The organism is Bacillus sp. FSL R5-0709 (genome assembly GCF_038004785.1).
Classification (GTDB): domain Bacteria; phylum Bacillota; class Bacilli; order Bacillales; family Bacillaceae_G; genus Bacillus_A; species Bacillus_A mycoides.
This window is the reverse complement of record NZ_JBBORT010000001.1, coordinates 891289-909929: the sequence shown is the minus strand read 5'-3', so window position 1 is coordinate 909929 and position 18641 is coordinate 891289. Positions and strand designations below refer to the sequence as shown.

Sequence of the window (18641 nt, the reverse complement as noted above, 5' to 3'; positions counted from 1 at the left end):
TTCCACCTCCTCCTCTTATCCTAACAAAAATCCCCGATTCAAATCATCCCTCGGATCTACAACGAACTGATGAAATCCTGTAATAAATGCATTCCCCGTTACTTTCGGAACGACAGCTTCATATGTATCTACCGCTGTTACCGACAATACTTCTCCCTCAAATTGGCCGTCAGTAATGCATTCGTGGATGAATATCTCTCTTTTTTGTAAGGCATCTTTTTCAAAAAGAGTTGCGATTCTTGCGGATGTTCCTGTACCGCAAGGGGAACGGTCTACTTGCCCATCAGCAAAGATCGTTACATTTCGTAAAGTAGCGTCTTTTCCTTTCGGTTCATCTGAGAAAATAACTCCGTATATTCCTTTTAAATCTTCTTCAAGTGGATGTTTTACTTCCATTTGACTTTCAATGTAGTGTTTAATTTTACCGCCCCACGTTTGAATTGCAGCTAAATCTTTAAAATCGACTTTCAAACCAAACTCTTTACTATCCACTACAGCGTAGAATGCTCCGCCAAACGCGATATCTACTTGAAATTCATAGTCATCTATTTTGATAGGAACGTCTTTTTTGTATACGAACGAAGGAACGTTTTCAAATGATACTGACTCTACTTCGCTCCCGTTAAATTTTGCGTACGCAATGACTTCCCCAGCAGGGCTATCAATAGTAAATTTTTGTTTTTCACCTGTCACTTCAAACATACCTGTTTCAATTCCAACTGTAATAACAGCGATAATTCCGTGACCACACATCGTACTCCAGCCTTCATTGTGCATAAATAATACGCCAAAATCAGCATGAGGACTTGCGGGCGGAGTAATGATACAACCGTACATTCCGTGATGTCCTCTCGGTTCATACATAAGAACCTCACGAAGATGATCCAAATGTTCCATGCAGTATGCGCGTCTTTCTAATTGCGTTTCTCCCTTTACCTCTGGCACTCCGCCCGTAATGATTCGAAGTGGTTCCCCAGCTACGTGAGCATCAATTGTTGTGTATATTTTACTAACCTTCATTTCTATCTCCCCCCTATATGTTAATACTATTTTCATTGCAAGTATCATGCCAACGCATAGAGTATAAAGTGAAACTTTAATCAGTGGGGGGCTTCATCCCCCACTGATTATTAGCCCACACCTAAATCCTTTGCTTTCGTTGAATTTTGAGGTGGGGGTCTTACTGCCCACAAATAGCGGGATAAATCTGTATACATTTTTTGAAAAATACACACTACTGTCTATTTTTTTATACAGTAGGTGATTATTAGCCCCAAAACAAAAAAATCCCCCGAAAACTCAGGGGATGATTTAAGCCATAGATTTACGGGATTTGAGTTAAAAATCGAATTTATTCTTCACTCCCCAAGCTTTCCCACTCACTCAAATACATGACATCTTGTTTTACTTTTTTCTTTTCAGGAAGTAAACATAGAAATTCTAAAGAATTGCCGTCAGGATCGTAAAAATAAAGATTTGCACTAGGTGTCCAAGTTTGAACCATAGGCTCGGAAGGTTCAAGACCGAAAGCAGCCCTTGGGTTTATTCCTTTATTAAGAAGCCATTCTCTTGCATGAATGATTTCTTCATAGTTAACCTTGAATGCGAAGTGACTTGTATGGAATGCTTCTTCCGATACTTCCCAAATGCCCAGCATTTGTTCCTTCTTATTTTCTTTATCAAACCAAAAGAAAGCTACACGGCGTTCTTCAATAGTGCGAGCATGAAATAATCCCAGTTTAGTATAAAACTCTTTTGCCACTTCTAAATTTTTTGTTTTAACATGTGTTTCATATAAAGTACCTGGAAACAAAGCATATCCCTCCTTTATATTTTTAGAAATCCTTACTATAAAGCCTACTTTAATAAACTAGAAATAGAAGTGATATCGTATTTTCTTTAAATATTTTTCAATTTCGTAGCCCTAATGCTGAAGAAAAACCATCACTGATTAAAGTTTTACTTTATAAGAAGGGGTTCTTCAAATTCATGATTTACGGTAATATTATCGTTCAAAGTGAGGCGGATTTATGACTCAAATCACTCGGAGGACCCATTACCCATCAAACCCTAACCGCCACCACATCTGGCACTTGCTTAGCAATTTCCTCACCTATCTTTATACTAGCCGTTGCAGCCGGAGACGGTGCATTGCAAATATGCAGAGAATTTACACCAGGGATAATGCAGAAGTCATCAACCATATTTCCGTTTGATGAAATGGCTTGTGCCCTTACACCTGCATGGGTTGGGACGATATCTTTCTCTGTAAGTTCTGGTATTAGGCGCTGCAAGCTTTTTAGGAATGATTGTTTACTAAATGAGCGTACCATTTCTTTTATGCCTTCTTTCATATTTGGCATCGCCATTTTCCAAAAGCCGGCGTATGTCATTGTTTCCATGAAGTCTTTTATATCAAAGTCTGTTTTCATATAGCCTTCTCGCTTAAAGCTTAATACGGCGTTTGGTCCTGCATGTACGTCTCCGTTTATCATTCTTGTGAAATGAACACCTAAAAACGGAAATTCTGGATTTGGAACTGGATAAATTAAATGTTTTACGAGATGGCGTTTTTCTGGGACAAGTTCATAATATTCACCACGAAACGGAACAATTTTCATATCCGTTAATATCCCTGTCTTTTTCGCAATACGGTCACTATGTAAGCCAGCGCAGTTAATGAGAAATTTCGTTTTAAATACACCTTGATTTGTCTCAATTGTTACAGCGTCTTTCTTCTCAGTAATACGCTCCGCTGTTGTTCCTAAATGTATTTCTCCGCCGCTTTCTTGAATTAAGCGAGCAAATGCATAACTTACTCCTCTATAATCAGCAATCCCGCAAGATGGAACACGGATTGCCCCAAGTCCCTTTACATGAGGTTCAATTTCAGCTAATTCTTCCTTACCTATCTTTTCAATATGTAAATCGTTTTGTAAGCCTCTTTCATATAAGTTATGTAAAAGAGGAAGTTCGTCCTTTTCTGTAGCGACAATTACTTTTCCGCACATGTCATAAGCGATGTCATTTTCTTCACAAAATTGAACCATAGCTGCATTTCCTTCTTTAGCAAACTTTGCTTTATAACTCCCTGGTTTATAGTAAATTCCAGAGTGAATTACTCCGCTATTATGTCCAGTTTGATGATGTGCAAGTTCCTTTTCTTTTTCAATGATCGCGATTTTCGCACGAGGGAATTTTTTCGTTAACGCCATTCCAGTTGAAAGGCCAACAATTCCTCCGCCAATAATTATAAAGTCATACATCCTACTTCCCCCTTAATATGATGAAAGGCAGGTCTTTTTTAAGACCCGCCGTACAAACTTATTTAGAAAAACAACCACGTTGACGCATTAGTTCTCTATATAAATCTTTATTTTTCTCAAACGCAGCTCTTCCGTGCATCCAAAATAAGTTGTTTAAAAGAACTAAGTCACCAATTGGTAATTTCAATGCATGTGTTGCTGGTGAGTTTTCAACAGAATATGATAAGTCTTTCAAATAGTTTGCTTGTTCAATATTATCTGGATAAGCGAACTGATCAATAAAGCAAATACATGGTGCGTTATTCACATCAAAAAACGTTTCACGATAGACGATTTCTTGCGCATTTTTACTTGGTGGTGCTTTATACGTAACCTTAACAGATGCGAGCGAATGATTTCTAAATTTATGAAGGTCTTCCCAATCGTCTAAATGTAGTAAACGAGATTCTCCGCCTACTGCATTTTGCTCTTCAATCTTCATCATAAGAAGCCAATCTGTCGGCTCATCAACGAATGTACCGTCTGTATGCAGTGTAAACAATCGGTACGCTTGACGAAGGTAAGAATCACTACTATCCGTATCTTTCACATTAAATCTAGCATAGTACGTTCCTGTCATTGCATCAAAGTTTGGCTCCCCGATTAAATGTGTTAATGCTGTTGCAAATTTCACGTAGTCTGCTGGATCTGACGTTTCACCTTGTACCCCAATTGTAAATCCGCCCGTTTCACGGTCATGAATAATGCCGCGAATGTTATCCATAAATGATTGCCCAAAAATCTTTCTCATTCCATCCGCAAGATTAAATCGAGAATAAGGAATATATTGCACTGACTGCTCTGAATGCTCTTTTACCTCTTCAAAAAACTGCTTAAGCAATTGCTGTTTTAGCGTAATATGATATAAACGTTTATGCTCTGGATGAGGAACAATTTCATACCCCTCATATTTCTTTGCAAATTTCATCTTTGCATTTTGTTCTGTAATAATCGACATTTCAATTCCTCCCTAATTTAAATATGAAGAATGTATTGACGCTTTTTACAGACAGTTATCCTTATCTTCTTATGCTGAGATTCGGTCTTACTGTCCTAACAACGAAAAAGCCAGTTATACGCATACCACGACATAAAATCGTAGAAACGTACAACTGGCTCATAATTACGAGTGTTCTTTAATCTCTTAAAGTACAATAATAATAGACAGTTTGTATGAAAATATTTGTAAAACAGGAAAGCAAGATCGAATATAGAGAAGGCTAATTTCTCGTATGGATCTTATTAATTAAATAATAATTCAAAATATTCTAACTGTCAATTCGTTTTTTATTATTTTCTCTACATACTTTATACGTTTTAAAAATCCCCTTACTTTCTACACACCCTCTTTTTTTTCATCTCTTGTTTTACAACTTGAACTTCATTTAACTTTTTCATATTCCTTGCCTCCTCAATAAAATAAGCCAGTCGTATCTCTTTAAAAGAAATACAACTGGCTCTCGTTTATGGTTGTAAACTAGATAGTTTTTATGGTGTTGTTTCCTCGTACTCTCCTCTGGGCTGTTCATCATTTAAATAACTTACATATTGGCGATGTAAATCTTTTACCGCACTGACGATCGCATTTTGCGCTTTTCCTTGATAATGATCCGTAATATCTTGAACGATTTCTTCAATACCATCTTGCAAACTATGTCCTCTCAAAATTTGAGCAACGAAGTCTCTACCATGCTCTGTCGCAAGCGTACATGACGCTTCAATAATGACATGATATTTATGATCTGCCTCAATTGTAATTGTTAGTGTCTCGTACATACTGCGAACAGCCATCCCTTTCGGAAGTCTCGAATGTCCTGCCATAAAAAAAGTCCCTTTACGCATATTTCATCCTCCATTACTATGTTAAGAGCCAGAAAAACAATGTACACATTTGCATTGAATTTTACTACCCTTATCCTTATAGCTCGTACTTTTGCTAAAGAAGCTCAAGTGGAAAGAAGTTACTCTCTTCATTTTCAAACATAAATCTGGGCTTACAGCGAGGCTAATCACTGTCATCCGATAATAAGTTAATCATAATCAAAATAAACTGAATATTCAATATTAAACTCCGCGAATTTCATGAATAAACAAGAAAATTCTCTCGCCCAGGCACATATACTGTTCAAAAGAAAGAAGGAAGTGGTCTCATGTATTACGGAACGAAAGGCTGGTACGTAGCTGAACTAAAGAAATTAGGTGTTCGCTATCATGAAGGACGAAAACTAGAAAGTTACCGCGGACACGTATTACGCAATTTACTAATTGCACAACAAGAGAAGACAAAAGAAGAGTAATTTACTAACAAAGCAACTCTCGAGATATATCGTCTATTCAACAAATCCCGTCAAACCTCCCATCTAAACTACCAACTAATCACACATTGATACAAACTAAAAAAAGGTCACCTACACAGGCATGCCCATCAATTTAAGAATTCAGAATCACCACAAAATGAAAAAATAAGCTTTTTTGTCACAAGTGTAGCTTTGTAAAAAAGATTGATTAAAAACATCAAACCTCTATAGATTTCTTAGAGGTTTGATGTTTTCTTGTTGGATATTTATGTTAATCTAACGATAAACATTGTGAAGAAATGTACTTCAACTAACGGGGCAAGTTAGTTGAAGATTGCTTTGACCTTTGTTCAACAATTGGGCCATTTAGTTGAAGATCTCATCAAATAAGTAATGATATTTAAAGGAATAATTCATTCTGATAAAGAACATTAAAAAACGTGATGATAAGGAGGCGATTGTATGGCAAATCATGTAGAAAATCTATATAACTATCATGTATGGGCAAATCAACGGATTATTGATCATCTTAAGACACTTTCTCCTGAGAAATATCAAAAGGAAATGAAAAGTGTCTTTTCTTCTGTTTCAAAGGTTTTATCTCATCTCTATTTGGTGGAATATGGATGGCTTCATACCCTTGAGGGTCAGAGTATGAATGAAGCAATGCAATCTTCATTTCAAATTCAAGAAAAGATTGAGAAACTGCCCATTGAAGACTTAGAAACGGAATTTCACACTTTAACATCCCGGTTTAAAACCTTTTTGAACAGACAGGAAGATATGGAAAAGAGAATAATGTTGGATAATCCATGGGCAGGATTAAGAGAAACAAGTATATCTGAAATGGTCTTACACGTTGTGAATCATGGAACCTATCATAGAGGGAATATTTCAGCTATGTTACATCAGTTGGGTGATTCTTCAGTTATGACTGATTATGCTTTTTATTGGTATTCTTGAAATGTTATTCATTAAGGCTCAGTAAAATAATCAAACTTTTTTATAAAAATCTCATACTTAGCTAAAAAGGGTAACTCCATTTTGATCAACCTTTATTCAAAATGGAGTTTTTGTATTTGTTGTTAAATAAAAAAGGATAATCAGCCTCATAATGGACTAACTATCCTGTAATTTATTAATTTAATAAACGGGTGACCTTTCCTATTCACAAACAAGAATTTGTCTAGAAAATGATCCTTTTCTTGTGATACAGCGGTCTGTAATTTCAAATCCCGCTTCATGAATCATGTCGTCCATTGTTTCCATCGTGACAACGACTACTTTTTTTGCAATACGGCGCGCACTTGAAAGAATTGAGAGTTGATCTTCTGGCGTTGCGTGCGTAAATAGATCGTACGGCATATCGATAATTGCAACGTCGTAGTTCTCAGTCAGTTCTTCAATCGGTCCTTTTGTTACTGTTCCTTCAAACCCGAAATGTGCGATGTTTTTTCTCGTTCCAAGAACCACAAGTGGATTTATATCTCTACCAACGATGTTAATTCCCATAGAAAGTGCTTCTACTACTACTGTTCCAATTCCGCAGCACGGGTCAATCGCTCGTACTCCCTCTGGGTTTGGTACAGCGATATTTGCGACAGCTCTAGCAACTCGTGTGCTCAGTGATGTCGAATAGCTATGCGGTTTTTTTATGTGATGATACCAAACTGGATCACTTTCTACATAGTGTCCGAAGTACCAGCGTCCTCCAAGAGGAACAATTCCGAATACACGCTCTGGATTACGAACATCCGCTTCTCCTTCAATATGCATACCGAGGTCTCGTTCAATAAGGCGTCTTTCTCCATATTCAATTTTATTTTCTTTACCAAGATCATTGATTTTAACGAAGATAACTTTGAATGTCGCTCCCGCTAAATCAATTTGTTCCACTTGTTCTAAAATGCTTTCTAAGTCGTCCCCTTCATACATAACCTCGACGCGCTCTTTAATAAACGGACTTCTACTCGGAGCAATCTTGACTTCACTTTTTAAAATATTAACGTGAGACTCCATCCCAAAGAACGAGCGCATTTCCAAGTAACATAAAGCACGCTCCTCTTCGCGAAATGCATACGTATATATACATGCAGGTGTTTTACTATGATTACTCAATCTATTATCATCCTTTATCGTTTAAAATTGTTATGATTACAATTACTCGAATACTTTTTCACGTAAAATTAAATGATATCACATGCCCGAAATAAAGAGAAACCTTTATAATTTGTTTTATAAATAAAAAGAGACTGCCTATGGCAATCTCTTTTATTTATTAACGGAAAGAAGATACGTTGTTACCCATTGCTTCGTAGTAATCTAAAATTCCTTGATAAATAGCTTCTGCTGCACTTTGTCTCTGTTCTGGTGTAGCAATTTTATCAGCATCGCTTTTATTATCTACAAATGCTAATTCTGCTAATACAGCTGGCATTGTATTTTCTCTAGTTACGTATAAGTCCTGATGTTTCGCACCACGATCTTTTGTTCCAAGTGCATTCACAAGACGTTTTTGAATTTTTTCTGCTAATAAACGACTCTCTTCTACATTTGGATTCGTTGCTCTTGCTCGTGCTGAATCATAATATAATGTTTCTGTGCCTTGTCCATTTTTCAAGTCAGAACCATTAGCATGGATACTTACAAAAATATCTCCATTATTTTGCTGTGCAAATTCTACACGTTTTTTTAAAGAATCAGGACCACTTGTTCCTGGACGTGTATCATCTGTACGAGTGAATAACACAGTAAACGGTGTCTTTTTCTCAAATATTTTCTGTAATCGTAATGATACATCTAATACGGTTTTACTTTCTTTCTCATAATAACCAGGGTTCCCCGAATCAATTCCACCATGACCTGGATCAATAATAATCGCTTTACCTTCTAGGAAGTTACCTTGCTTCACTGGGTTTAATTGATTTTTATCCACCCATTGGAAACCAGCCCCCATACGGATACGAATCCAGCTATCTTTTTCTTCAATAACAGTTACTTGTTGTGCTTTATGTGTGCCTGCCACTGTAGACGTATGTGAAGCTTCTTGATATGTAGTGAATTCTTGATTAATAGACTCTGTTTTTTCTTGTAATGGTGTCCACTTCTCACCTTTACTTGTTACAACCTTCAACCAACCGTCCGCTCTTTGCTCTTTCACTTCAATCATTTGTGGCTTATGTTGAACGTCAGTAATACCAGATGATAACGATGCTTGATGATATGTAATAAAGTTTCTATTCATATACATTCTTTTCGATGTATTTGTTTTATTTTTATCTGCCATTGCGATGAACTGAGCTGCTTCAGCACGAGTTACAGTACCGTCAGGATTCCAGCCATTTCCTGTACCCATTGAAATCTCTAAAGCTACTAAAATATTAGCTTGTTTCTTACCCCAATGAGGTTCCAAATCTTTAAACTGCGTTGGAAGTTCTCCAATAATTTTCTTATCTAATGAATATGCTTGTACAAGCATAGATGCCATTGATGCACGGTTAATTTGGCTTGATGGATTGAATTTTCCAGTACCATCTCCATTAATTACACCTGCTTTTTCTACCGCAGCAATATATGGTGCTGCCCAATGATCTTGCGAATCTTTAAAAGATGGTTTCGCTTTTGGATCAATTGGTAAGCCAAGAACTGCTGCTAATATTTTTGCAGCTGATCCTTTATCTACTGCTTCCGATGGAGAAAACGTTCCGTCTGGTTTTCCATCAAGCGCTTTTTTCCCTACTAAATAGTCAACCGATTCCTGCGCCCATGTAGGAACATCCGAAAACTTCTTCGCTGCTGCGAAACTACTTACTGGAGATGATAATAAACTTGCGGCTAAAATACCAGCCGCGACTGCACGATACTTCATAAAAAATAATACTCCTCTCAAAAACCATTTATAATAACGCGTAATCTTAATATACAAATCATAATAAATCCGAACAAAAAAAATTAGTGCGCCTCTATCATTTTATAATACTAGAATTCTGTAGTAAACCTACTTTCTTAATATTGTAAAATAAAATACAATTTAAGTAGTTTTTATACACAAAAAAGTGGCTGATTCATAGAATCAACCACCCTCTCACTATTCTACTATCATTTCTGATAACACATATGCATAAACAAGCGCTTCTGTATGTGCAATCGAGCTTTCATGCGTACGCTCAAATGCGTGAGAAGAATCAATACCAGCTCCAATTAATGCATGTTTCACATCAAATCCAGCGCGAATCGCAGCTGATGCGTCTGATCCGTAGTATGGATAAATATCCACTTTATATTCAATAGCATTCGCTTTCGCCAGTTCAACTAAATGTTTACGTAAAGCGTAATGGTATGGACCGCTAGAGTCTTTCGCACAAATGGATACTGTATATTCATCAGATGCTTGTCCATCACCTAACGCTCCCATATCAACTGCTAAATATTCTACCGTTTCCTCTGGAATATTTGAGTTTCCACCGTACCCAATTTCTTCATTATTAGAAATTAAGAAATGTGTTGTATATGGCAATGTTACCTTTTCATCTTGCAATCTTTTAATTAATTTTAATAGAATTGCAACACTTACTTTATCGTCTAAATGACGTGATTTTATGTATCCACTCTCTGTAATTTGAACGCGTGGATCAAATGAAACGAAGTCTCCTACTTCAATTCCTAACTCACGTACTTCATCTGCTGAAAAGACACGCTCATCAATACGCACTTCAATATTTTTCTCATCGCGCTTCGCTTCCCCTGCATCTTTGTACACATGGACAGAAGTTTGATGCATTAAAATTGTACCTGTATATTTCTTACCGCTTGACGTTTCAATTTCGCAATATTCTCCTTCTACAGAGTTCCAGCGAAATCCACCAATCATAGATAGACGAAGACGACCGTCAGGCTTAATTTCTTTCACCATCGCACCTAACGTATCAACGTGTGCAGTTAATAAACGATGCTGCTCATCATTCTTTCCTTTAACCGTTAAAATAAGAGCGCCTTTATTATTACGCTTCGTCTCTACATTCCACTCACTTACATAATTTTCAATAAAACTAATAATTTTCGCCGTGTTTCCAGATGGACTTGGAATAGAGACAAGCTCCTTAATAAGTTCCATCGTTTCTTTCGTATGATGTGCCATTGTCGTTTCCTCCTCATTTTCTCTACTATTTAGTATAGCGAAATTACGATAAAACCTCTACTCATATAGTTTAATTTTCTAAATTATAATAAAATTCACTTTATCCTAATCTCAATGACAAAAAAGCACCGCATTATCTCCATTAACACTGTGCTTTTTCTATAAAGTGAAACTTTAATCAGCCCGCATCAATCGGGCTTTTACGGGCAGCCCGACTCCCTCGCATTCGCCGAATTTTGAGTTTGGGGTCTTACTGCCCGCAAATAGCGGGATAAAACTACTCTTCCGAAACGTCCATCAAATAAATCCCTCTTGTAAATCCGCCGCGCTCTTCTTCTTTCTGCTTACGAATAAGCTCTACATCTTCCATTGTTGCACCTTCTGCACGCGCTAATGAAATAATAATTTCAAGTGCATCTGCAAGTGAATCTAGCGCATGTTCACGCTCTTTCATCGAAGCAAATTCACGAATTTCTTCTGTACCAATTTTCGCTAACGCTTGTATGTAAGCTTGCCCTGTTAATTTTTGTGCTGTATATGTTTTTCCAGACATCAAAATTTTCTCCGGGACACGATCTCTTACTAACCTGTTATAAGTTGACATCACTTTTCCTCCCACTTTTAATAACACCCAAGCTCTGCTTTATAGAAAAACCACTCTTTTTTCACACAAGCACTTAACATATCAATTCCTGATCCGTGCGCCTTTACTACCGGAAAGAAGTAATGCTCTGGTTCTTCTTTCTTATCGCCGTATAAGGTTTGGTACTCATCAGGAATCGCCTCTTTTTTCACATCCCGTTCTTTCTTCACTTCACCAGAGAAAGCAACAGTTGGATGTCCCTCAAAGAATAATGCAGTCCGTACCGCAAGAGATGGTGTACTATGCAAAGCATAATATGTTAGTAAAATAATAACGATAACACCGATAATTTTCTTCATTTATTACTCCTAAAAAAAGTGCTAACACAATTATACTAAAATGTGTTAGCACTTTCTTCCCTTTATCTCGAATTAACGGGCAGTAAGACTAATAATCCGCAGGGGATAAACAAATCCCCACGGATTAAAGTTTCACTTTATTCCCCTTTAAATGCTGGTAAACGTTTTTCTAGAAAAGCAGCAATACCTTCTTTATGGTCCGCTGTTTGTCTCATCGCATATTGACCACGCTTTTCGAGCTGAAGCGTTTGTTCTAAATTAGAACGATTCACTTCACATAAAATTTGTTTCGTTTGAATCATTGCCTTGATTGGTTTTTGTAACCATTCATTAATTTTTTGCTTCACAGCCGTTTGGAAATCCTCACCGATTACTTCGTCAATTAAACCGATATCTAACGCTTCTGTCGCTGATAATTTCTTCCCTTCCCAAATGATTTTCTTCGTCATATTTTCACCAACGCGCTTTTGAAGGAAGAAATGGCCGCCACCATCTGGAATTAAAGCGATTCCAATAAAGTTCATCGCAATAACTGATGATATATCTGCCATGACATAATCAGCTGTTAATGCAATACTTAATCCAAGTCCAGCAGTCGGCCCATGAATTGCACTAATAACAAGCTTTGGCATCGTATATAACGTCACAACGATTTCAGAAATTGTATTCATGATGCCTTCAAACTTACTTTCATCATTACTTGAAAGCATTGATTTAATATCTCCACCCGCAGAAAAACCACGGCCACTTCCGCACAACACAACAACGTGAACAGAACTTTCCGCCACTTCTTTCAACTTTTGTAATAACTCTTTTAACGTTGGTTCATCTAATGCATTTAAAACCTCTGGACGATTGACCATAACCGTTGCTACGCGCCCTTCATATTTCACAACAACAGATTCTGTTTTACTTGTTACTTCCATTATATATACCCCTCTTTTCAACATAAAGATTATACTTATATAATTATAGAAAGCATGTTAAAAATCCTTCTTTTTTTCTCAATTTTCTGTCTAATAACCTCATAATTTGTATATATCTCCGTATAAAACATACAATTTCGTTAAAAAATATAGAAATTAAAGTCGGTTTATCAATGCTTTTCATCTATTTACCATTACAATGAAATGGTGTATTCTTAAGTTTGATGCAAAAAAACAAATATTGAAATTCATTCGCCTTATTATGTAAATAAGGCTTTTATCCCCATCTCTTGGGTATTGAACTAAAGGAATGAAGAAATGGAGGAATATATGGTTAATAAGTTGAAACAAACGGATAACTACTTCCCGCATTTCCTATTGCTATTCATTGTGTTTCAACCAATTTTAGATTTATTAACGTCTTTTTCAATCTATGTATTACACATGAGCGCAACAGTTGGAATCGTAGTCCGTTTCGCCTTTATGCTTCTTGCATTAGGTTATCTACTTCTTCATAGAAATCAACATGGAGCGAAAAAGTACATTCTCTATTTATGCCTACTCGGTATCGTACTAGCAATTGGTCTTGTAAATAATATGATGATTAAATCCCCAGTTTCATTTGGCGAAGAAGTGAAATTCATTTTAAAGAGCATATATCCAATTGTACTACTGTTTGGATATATTATCGTCTTTAAAGAGTTAAAAAATAAAGAATATGCATTTCATAAAATCATTACATATTTCTTATATGCAACTTTAATTTTAAGCATCACACTGATTGTTGCAATGCAAACTGGTACAGATTTCCCAAGCTACCCTCACTCAAAGATCGGTTCAAGAGGTTGGTTCTTTGCTGGAAATGATTTAAGTTCTATTTTTGCAATTATGTTCCCAATCGTAGTGTTATATTCGATTCATAAAACAACTTCTTTCTCGAAAATCTATTACTGGATTCCAACAATACTTGCGATGTATGCAAGTATTATGGTCGGAACAAAAGTAGGATATGGTGCAATTGTTCTAACGCTTGGCGTGGCACTTTTATTCTCATTCATTGAATATATGGTTCATCGCAAAAAAGAAGGAAAAGGATTCACATATCTCGTAAATACAGTTGTTGCCGCTATTATACTAGGAGGTTTAATTGCCCTTACACCGCATACTCCTATCGCAAAAAATATGGGCATCCACATGCAAATATACGAATACAAAAAATCAGTACAAGAAGAAAAGGATAGAAAAGAAGGAAAAATAATTAAAGAAGATCCTGACGCAGAGAAAAAACATGCAAAAGGTGAACTAACAGACTCTGAGGTCAAAAGTTTAATTTACAGTGATCGCGATAAGTTTTTAAAAGTATACAAACAATACTATAAAGACGCACCACTATCACAAAAATTATTCGGAATGGGCTATGCTGGTAACTATACGGTTAAAATTAAATTAATCGAAATGGACTTCCACGATCTATTCTTCGCATTCGGAATCGTCGGTTTCCTTATTTACTTCATACCATTCCTTTACTTCGGTATTAAATTATTACTCAGCATCATAACAAACTTTAAGAAAATATTAACTGTGAAATATATGCTATTAGCTAGCACCGTTGTACTATCACTTGGAATCGGCTTTATGTCCGGCCACGTATTAACAGCGCCGTCCGTTAGTATTTTCTTCGTTGTTATACTCGCCTACTTAATTGTTGATTTAGAGGCGGAATAAAAAAAGCAGCATCCAAATGGATGCTGCTTCTTCTTTTGAAAGTAATACATGAAATTATATTAATGATTCTACAGAAGATATCGATTTACCGACAAAGTTTGATAAAGCAGCAATCTACAAAAAAAGACTAGATCACATTATGATCTAGCTTTTCAAAATTTCCCTATTGAAAAGACGCCCGAATCTCCTCCAACACCTCATCAATATTATCCTTCGTAATAACAATACCGAAGTCTTTCGGGACGTTGCTATCTTCCTCATTTACAACTTTATGCGCAATCAACTTTCCAACTTCCGGTCTGAAATGATGCCCATCCATATAGTTATCTAAATTCGTTGTAACGGAATTAAGATACATGAAATGGTGCACTTCTCCAAATACATCTACAGCGTCATGAAGCCATTTTTTATAATCTTCCCATCGCCCTGATTGAATCATCGTACGGAACAGAGGCTCTGAAACAGGCGTTGTAAAAATATAAAACTTCGTGTTCGGATTATGAGCCTTTACTGTTCCTAATATTTCTTTCATATTTTGATACTCATAATTCCCGCCATAAATCTCTTTACTAAACTTATCTACTTGCGCCGCTATTTGCGCATCACGTTCTTCTTTCGTATAATCGCGCATCGATTTTATATTCTCTCGATTGTACCGGTCAAGATTCGTACTATGATGGGTGGAATTTGCAATTGTATTCTTTGAATAAGTAATCCCGTCCATACTTACATACGATTTAATCGGATACAATAAACTTTGCGCCTGATTAATATACGCTTCTGGTTTATCAAAACCAATTTCCCTATTTTTGTTCGTTCCAAGGAAATCTAAACCAAGTACAATAGACTCGAGTCCACTACCTTTTTGTTCTTTTGCATATTCAATATATGCATCATACTCACGCGGATCTGTACTGCTTACCGCATAATTAAATGCGTTTAACCCGGTGAAGTCATTCTCGTTAATAAAAGTCGTTCTACTACTTCCAAGTATAACTCCATCATATGTAAACGGACGGTACGTTATATAATTTGTTTTCTGTTGTCTCTCGTTAAACCCGTACTGAACATCATTCCACTTATTTTTATGCGGGAATAACCAAAGTGAATCTATATAGCTATTAAATATCCCGACACCTGCCAGAGGAACAAAAACACATACAAAAACGAAAATAAGCCAATGTTTGTTTTTCATATTCTCCACCTAGAAATTAAAGTATAAAAACTCACTAATACTCGTTAAATGTAACACGCTATATACGAGCAATACTGCAGTAAATAAAGCAGTCCATACATTCGGACGGAATGAATCTTTTAACTGAATTGAATTTTTTAAGAAGAAACTAATACATAACGCTCCGAAAATATACGCTACCATTTTTGGATCTAATAAAGAGACATGGTACCCTTCACTAAATGAAACACCGTACTCTTTTAAAAATTGCAGCTTCTCTATTATAAATGCTGGGAATACGCTATTTGCTAATTCGATTCCATTTAGTCCGAACATTCCTTTTAACACTTTCACCGCATCATGCATAGATGTTGCCCTAAAGAATACCCACGTTATATTAATGAAGAAAAACGTAACGAACCAACCAGCAAAGGCTGGCATGCGCCCTCCTGCTTTACTCCATAGGCGATGAATAACAGAAGCCAAACCGTGCAAGAATCCCCAAAAAACAAATGTCCAACCAGCTCCGTGCCAAAGTCCACTTATTAAAAATACAATCATAATATTTACGTATGTACGCGTAATTCCTTTTCGATTTCCTCCTAGAGAAATGTATACGTACTTCGTTAAAAACTGGCTAAGCGTCATATGCCAACGATGCCAAAAATCTTGTATATTCACTGCTTTATACGGTGAATTAAAGTTTTGAGGTAATTTAATATTAAACATTAAAGCGATTCCAATTGCCATATCACTATATCCACTAAAATCAAAATACAATTGGAACGTAAACGCTAACGATGAAAGCCATGCTTCGACAAATGTTAATGATTGCTGCACATCAAACCCTTCATGTACAAGGGGAGATAATACATCTGCAATACCTACCTTTTTGAAAATACCAACTGCAAATACAAATATACCAAGAACGATATACTTCGATTGCCAGTGCTTTTTACTATCGTCAGCAAACTGCGGCATAATTTGCGCATGATGCACAATCGGCCCTGCAATAAGCTGCGGAAAAAACGTTACAAACAATGCGTAATCAAGAAAATGACATGCTTTCGTTTCACCACGATACGTATCTACTAAAAATGCAATCTTTTGAAACGTATAGAAACTAATCGCAAGTGGTAACGTTAAAGATAATAATGTAAACTGAGTTCCAAATAATGAATTCACATTTTGTAAGAAGAAATCATAATACTTGAAATAACTAAGCATTCCTATATTAAATATTAACCCTACCGTTAAAAGAAATTTACTCTTATGTTTTACGAGCCTCATTCCGATAAAGTAGTTCACAATGAGTGACACTAACATAAGCGGTAAATATTTCACATTCCAATAACTATAGAAAAATAAAGAGGCCGCAACAAGCCAAGCCTTCGCTAATGTAGCATGTCCAAATTTATTTAATAGAAAATATAAAAGAAATGCTATCGGTAAAAATAAAAAAATAAACTCAAATGAGTTAAATAACACACCATCTCTTCCCTTCCAAACAAATCACACCTTATTCATCTTATCTTATCCAAATAGTGAGTGTCAAAAGGATTCCGCTCCCCTTTTCTTCTATTATATATAATAATCATTTTAATCGAATTATTAACATGATAAAATATTAAAGGCGCTTTTATTTAAAAGAATATATAATAGAAATGTCGGTTTTTTGCACGAAATGTATTTTTGAAAAAAGTGAGGAGAGTCCTTTGGTATTTAGTAGTTCTGTTTTCTTATTTATCTTTTTACCTCTCGTATTATTTTTCTATTTTATAGTGCGTGCCGAGCTACGTAATTTCGTATTACTTGCATTTAGTTTAATTTTCTATGCATGGGGAGAACCTCGATTCGTCCTCTTAATGCTCTTTTCTATTATATTAAACTACTGCTTCGGCCTACTCGTGCATCATTATGATAAACGAAAAAATATGAAATTCACATTTTTAATTATGGCTGTGGTCGGAAATATTTTATTACTTTCTTATTTTAAATATATTTCATTTTTCACAGACATTTTAAACAACGCTTTACATTTATCTATCCAGGTGGAACCTATTCCACTACCAATTGGGATTTCATTTTATACATTCCAAGCGATGTCCTATGTCATCGACATATATCGTAAAGACGGGGATGTTCAAAAGAATCCACTTAACTTAGCACTATATATATCAATTTTCCCGCAGCTTATTGCCGGACCAATCGTTCGTTACAATATCGTTGCTGATCAAATCAAAACGCGCATCCATTCTTTTGAACGATTTACAGAAGGTATCCAAATTTTCGTTTTAGGATTAGCGAAAAAAATGTTAATCGCCAATCAAGTTGGATTTGTCGCAGATAAAATCTTTGCCTTACCACCATCTGAAATGAGCGCTGGAACGGCTTGGATTGGTATTATCGCCTATACACTTCAAATCTATTTCGATTTCTCAGGATACTCTGATATGGCAATTGGACTTGGAAAAATGTTCGGATTTGATTTCCCGAAAAACTTCAATTATCCGTACATCTCGAAATCCATTTCAGAATTTTGGAGAAGATGGCATATTACACTAGGCTCTTGGTTCCGCGACTATATATACATTCCGCTCGGCGGAAACCGTGTATCCAAACTAGCAAATTACCGTAACCTCTTCATCGTATGGGGATTAACCGGTTTATGGCACGGGGCAAGCTGGACATTTATCGCCTGGGGATTATATTACGGCTTTATTATCTCGATTGAAAAAGCTGGATTCGAGAAAATATTAAATAAGCTATGGAAGCCGCTGCAACATGCATATGTACTAATCATCGTTATGATTGGTTGGGTCTTCTTCCGAGCTGATAACTTCGCATACTCGTTCCAATATTTAAAAGCGATGTTTGGCATAGGGAGGCAATCTTTCATCGATGACAACACAATGCTATATATACATGAATACATTGTCATATTTATCATCGCCTTTATCGCAGCGACACCAATTTTGAAACGTGTTAAAAACATATTAGAACTTGCACCCAAAACGTATATATTCACGATGCAAGTTGTACGTCCTATATTATTACTAACATTATTTATGGTTTCGATTATGTATTTAATTAATTCGACGTATAATCCATTTATTTACTTCAGGTTTTAACTTA

General features: G+C 36.1%; 17 protein-coding genes. 4 read left to right on the top strand and 13 right to left on the bottom strand.

What is annotated here, in order from left to right; genetic code table 11:
* Positions 1 to 15 precede the first annotated feature (15 nt).
* From MKX37_RS04590 to MKX37_RS04570, 5 genes are all read right to left on the bottom strand, one after another.
* Entirely contained in the window at positions 16 to 1068 is a 1053-nt protein-coding gene (locus MKX37_RS04590) for a proline racemase family protein (RefSeq protein WP_078422024.1), read from the bottom strand.
* Positions 1069 to 1351: 283 nt separating this feature from the next.
* Complete coding sequence (locus MKX37_RS04585) at positions 1352 to 1813, bottom strand: VOC family protein (RefSeq protein ID WP_002010888.1); 462 nt, start codon at positions 1811 to 1813, stop codon at positions 1352 to 1354.
* A gap of 250 nt (positions 1814 to 2063) precedes the next feature.
* A complete protein-coding gene (gene lhgO, locus MKX37_RS04580; protein ID WP_078422023.1) occupies positions 2064 to 3266 on the bottom strand; it encodes an L-2-hydroxyglutarate oxidase in 1203 nt (400 codons plus the stop codon).
* A 58-nt stretch (positions 3267 to 3324) separates the two neighbouring features.
* Positions 3325 to 4263, bottom strand: coding sequence for a glutarate dioxygenase GlaH (gene glaH, locus MKX37_RS04575; protein WP_078422022.1), 939 nt, complete (start codon positions 4261 to 4263; stop codon positions 3325 to 3327).
* Between the two features lie 530 nt (positions 4264 to 4793).
* Positions 4794 to 5147, bottom strand: coding sequence for a DUF3870 domain-containing protein (locus MKX37_RS04570; RefSeq protein ID WP_002010894.1), 354 nt, complete (start codon positions 5145 to 5147; stop codon positions 4794 to 4796).
* A 308-nt stretch (positions 5148 to 5455) separates the two neighbouring features.
* Here MKX37_RS04570 and MKX37_RS04565 point away from each other — a divergent pair, with 308 nt between their 5' ends.
* The gene (locus MKX37_RS04565; protein WP_000291372.1) at positions 5456 to 5602 is read left to right on the top strand and encodes a YflJ family protein; all 147 of its coding nucleotides are present in this window, start codon (positions 5456 to 5458) and stop codon (positions 5600 to 5602) included.
* Between the two features lie 462 nt (positions 5603 to 6064).
* The gene (locus MKX37_RS04560) at positions 6065 to 6565 is read left to right on the top strand and encodes a DinB family protein (protein ID WP_001273686.1); all 501 of its coding nucleotides are present in this window, start codon (positions 6065 to 6067) and stop codon (positions 6563 to 6565) included.
* A 201-nt stretch (positions 6566 to 6766) separates the two neighbouring features.
* On the opposite strand, the gene MKX37_RS04555 is transcribed toward MKX37_RS04560, so the two are convergent.
* The 6 genes from MKX37_RS04555 to MKX37_RS04530 form a co-directional block, all read right to left on the bottom strand.
* Positions 6767 to 7720, bottom strand: coding sequence for a TRM11 family SAM-dependent methyltransferase (locus MKX37_RS04555; RefSeq protein WP_078422021.1), 954 nt, complete (start codon positions 7718 to 7720; stop codon positions 6767 to 6769).
* A gap of 160 nt (positions 7721 to 7880) precedes the next feature.
* Positions 7881 to 9470, bottom strand: a complete 1590-nt coding sequence (locus MKX37_RS04550; protein ID WP_078422020.1) for an N-acetylmuramoyl-L-alanine amidase — start codon at positions 9468 to 9470, stop codon at positions 7881 to 7883.
* A gap of 219 nt (positions 9471 to 9689) precedes the next feature.
* Entirely contained in the window at positions 9690 to 10739 is a 1050-nt protein-coding gene (locus MKX37_RS04545) for a M42 family metallopeptidase (protein WP_002125567.1), read from the bottom strand.
* A 277-nt stretch (positions 10740 to 11016) separates the two neighbouring features.
* On the bottom strand, positions 11017 to 11343 hold the full coding sequence (locus MKX37_RS04540) for a nucleoside triphosphate pyrophosphohydrolase (protein ID WP_002125566.1): 327 nt from the start codon (positions 11341 to 11343) through the stop codon (positions 11017 to 11019).
* 17 nt (positions 11344 to 11360) lie between these two features.
* The gene (locus MKX37_RS04535; protein WP_002010902.1) at positions 11361 to 11681 is read right to left on the bottom strand and encodes a hypothetical protein; all 321 of its coding nucleotides are present in this window, start codon (positions 11679 to 11681) and stop codon (positions 11361 to 11363) included.
* Positions 11682 to 11818: 137 nt separating this feature from the next.
* Positions 11819 to 12607, bottom strand: coding sequence for an enoyl-CoA hydratase (locus MKX37_RS04530; RefSeq protein WP_002010905.1), 789 nt, complete (start codon positions 12605 to 12607; stop codon positions 11819 to 11821).
* Between the two features lie 330 nt (positions 12608 to 12937).
* Between MKX37_RS04530 and MKX37_RS04525 the strand changes: the two genes are divergently transcribed.
* A complete protein-coding gene (locus tag MKX37_RS04525) occupies positions 12938 to 14332 on the top strand; it encodes an O-antigen ligase family protein (RefSeq protein WP_002125560.1) in 1395 nt (464 codons plus the stop codon).
* 163 nt (positions 14333 to 14495) lie between these two features.
* On the opposite strand, the gene MKX37_RS04520 is transcribed toward MKX37_RS04525, so the two are convergent.
* Together MKX37_RS04520 and MKX37_RS04515 are read right to left on the bottom strand one after the other, a co-directional pair.
* Complete coding sequence (locus MKX37_RS04520) at positions 14496 to 15527, bottom strand: hypothetical protein (protein ID WP_002125557.1); 1032 nt, start codon at positions 15525 to 15527, stop codon at positions 14496 to 14498.
* Positions 15528 to 15536: 9 nt separating this feature from the next.
* Complete coding sequence (locus MKX37_RS04515; RefSeq protein WP_063226577.1) at positions 15537 to 16994, bottom strand: MBOAT family O-acyltransferase; 1458 nt, start codon at positions 16992 to 16994, stop codon at positions 15537 to 15539.
* 227 nt (positions 16995 to 17221) lie between these two features.
* Here MKX37_RS04515 and MKX37_RS04510 point away from each other — a divergent pair, with 227 nt between their 5' ends.
* A complete protein-coding gene (locus MKX37_RS04510) occupies positions 17222 to 18637 on the top strand; it encodes an MBOAT family O-acyltransferase (protein ID WP_078203457.1) in 1416 nt (471 codons plus the stop codon).
* Positions 18638 to 18641: the final 4 nt, after the last annotated feature.

What these genes read in the sequence shown, in the direction of transcription:
- MKX37_RS04525 (WP_002125560.1), top strand. Translation starts at nt 12,938, where the DNA reads ATGGTTAATAAGTTGAAACAAACGGATAACTACTTCCCGCATTTCCTA.
- MKX37_RS04520 (WP_002125557.1), bottom strand. Translation starts at nt 15,527, where the DNA reads ATGAAAAACAAACATTGGCTTATTTTCGTTTTTGTATGTGTTTTTGTT.
- lhgO (WP_078422023.1), bottom strand. Translation starts at nt 3,266, where the DNA reads ATGTATGACTTTATAATTATTGGCGGAGGAATTGTTGGCCTTTCAACT.
- glaH (WP_078422022.1), bottom strand. Translation starts at nt 4,263, where the DNA reads ATGTCGATTATTACAGAACAAAATGCAAAGATGAAATTTGCAAAGAAA.
- MKX37_RS04540 (WP_002125566.1), bottom strand. Translation starts at nt 11,343, where the DNA reads ATGTCAACTTATAACAGGTTAGTAAGAGATCGTGTCCCGGAGAAAATT.
- MKX37_RS04565 (WP_000291372.1), top strand. Translation starts at nt 5,456, where the DNA reads ATGTATTACGGAACGAAAGGCTGGTACGTAGCTGAACTAAAGAAATTA.
- MKX37_RS04570 (WP_002010894.1), bottom strand. Translation starts at nt 5,147, where the DNA reads ATGCGTAAAGGGACTTTTTTTATGGCAGGACATTCGAGACTTCCGAAA.
- MKX37_RS04545 (WP_002125567.1), bottom strand. Translation starts at nt 10,739, where the DNA reads ATGGCACATCATACGAAAGAAACGATGGAACTTATTAAGGAGCTTGTC.
- MKX37_RS04560 (WP_001273686.1), top strand. Translation starts at nt 6,065, where the DNA reads ATGGCAAATCATGTAGAAAATCTATATAACTATCATGTATGGGCAAAT.
- MKX37_RS04550 (WP_078422020.1), bottom strand. Translation starts at nt 9,470, where the DNA reads ATGAAGTATCGTGCAGTCGCGGCTGGTATTTTAGCCGCAAGTTTATTA.
- MKX37_RS04590 (WP_078422024.1), bottom strand. Translation starts at nt 1,068, where the DNA reads ATGATACTTGCAATGAAAATAGTATTAACATATAGGGGGGAGATAGAA.
- MKX37_RS04530 (WP_002010905.1), bottom strand. Translation starts at nt 12,607, where the DNA reads ATGGAAGTAACAAGTAAAACAGAATCTGTTGTTGTGAAATATGAAGGG.
- MKX37_RS04535 (WP_002010902.1), bottom strand. Translation starts at nt 11,681, where the DNA reads ATGAAGAAAATTATCGGTGTTATCGTTATTATTTTACTAACATATTAT.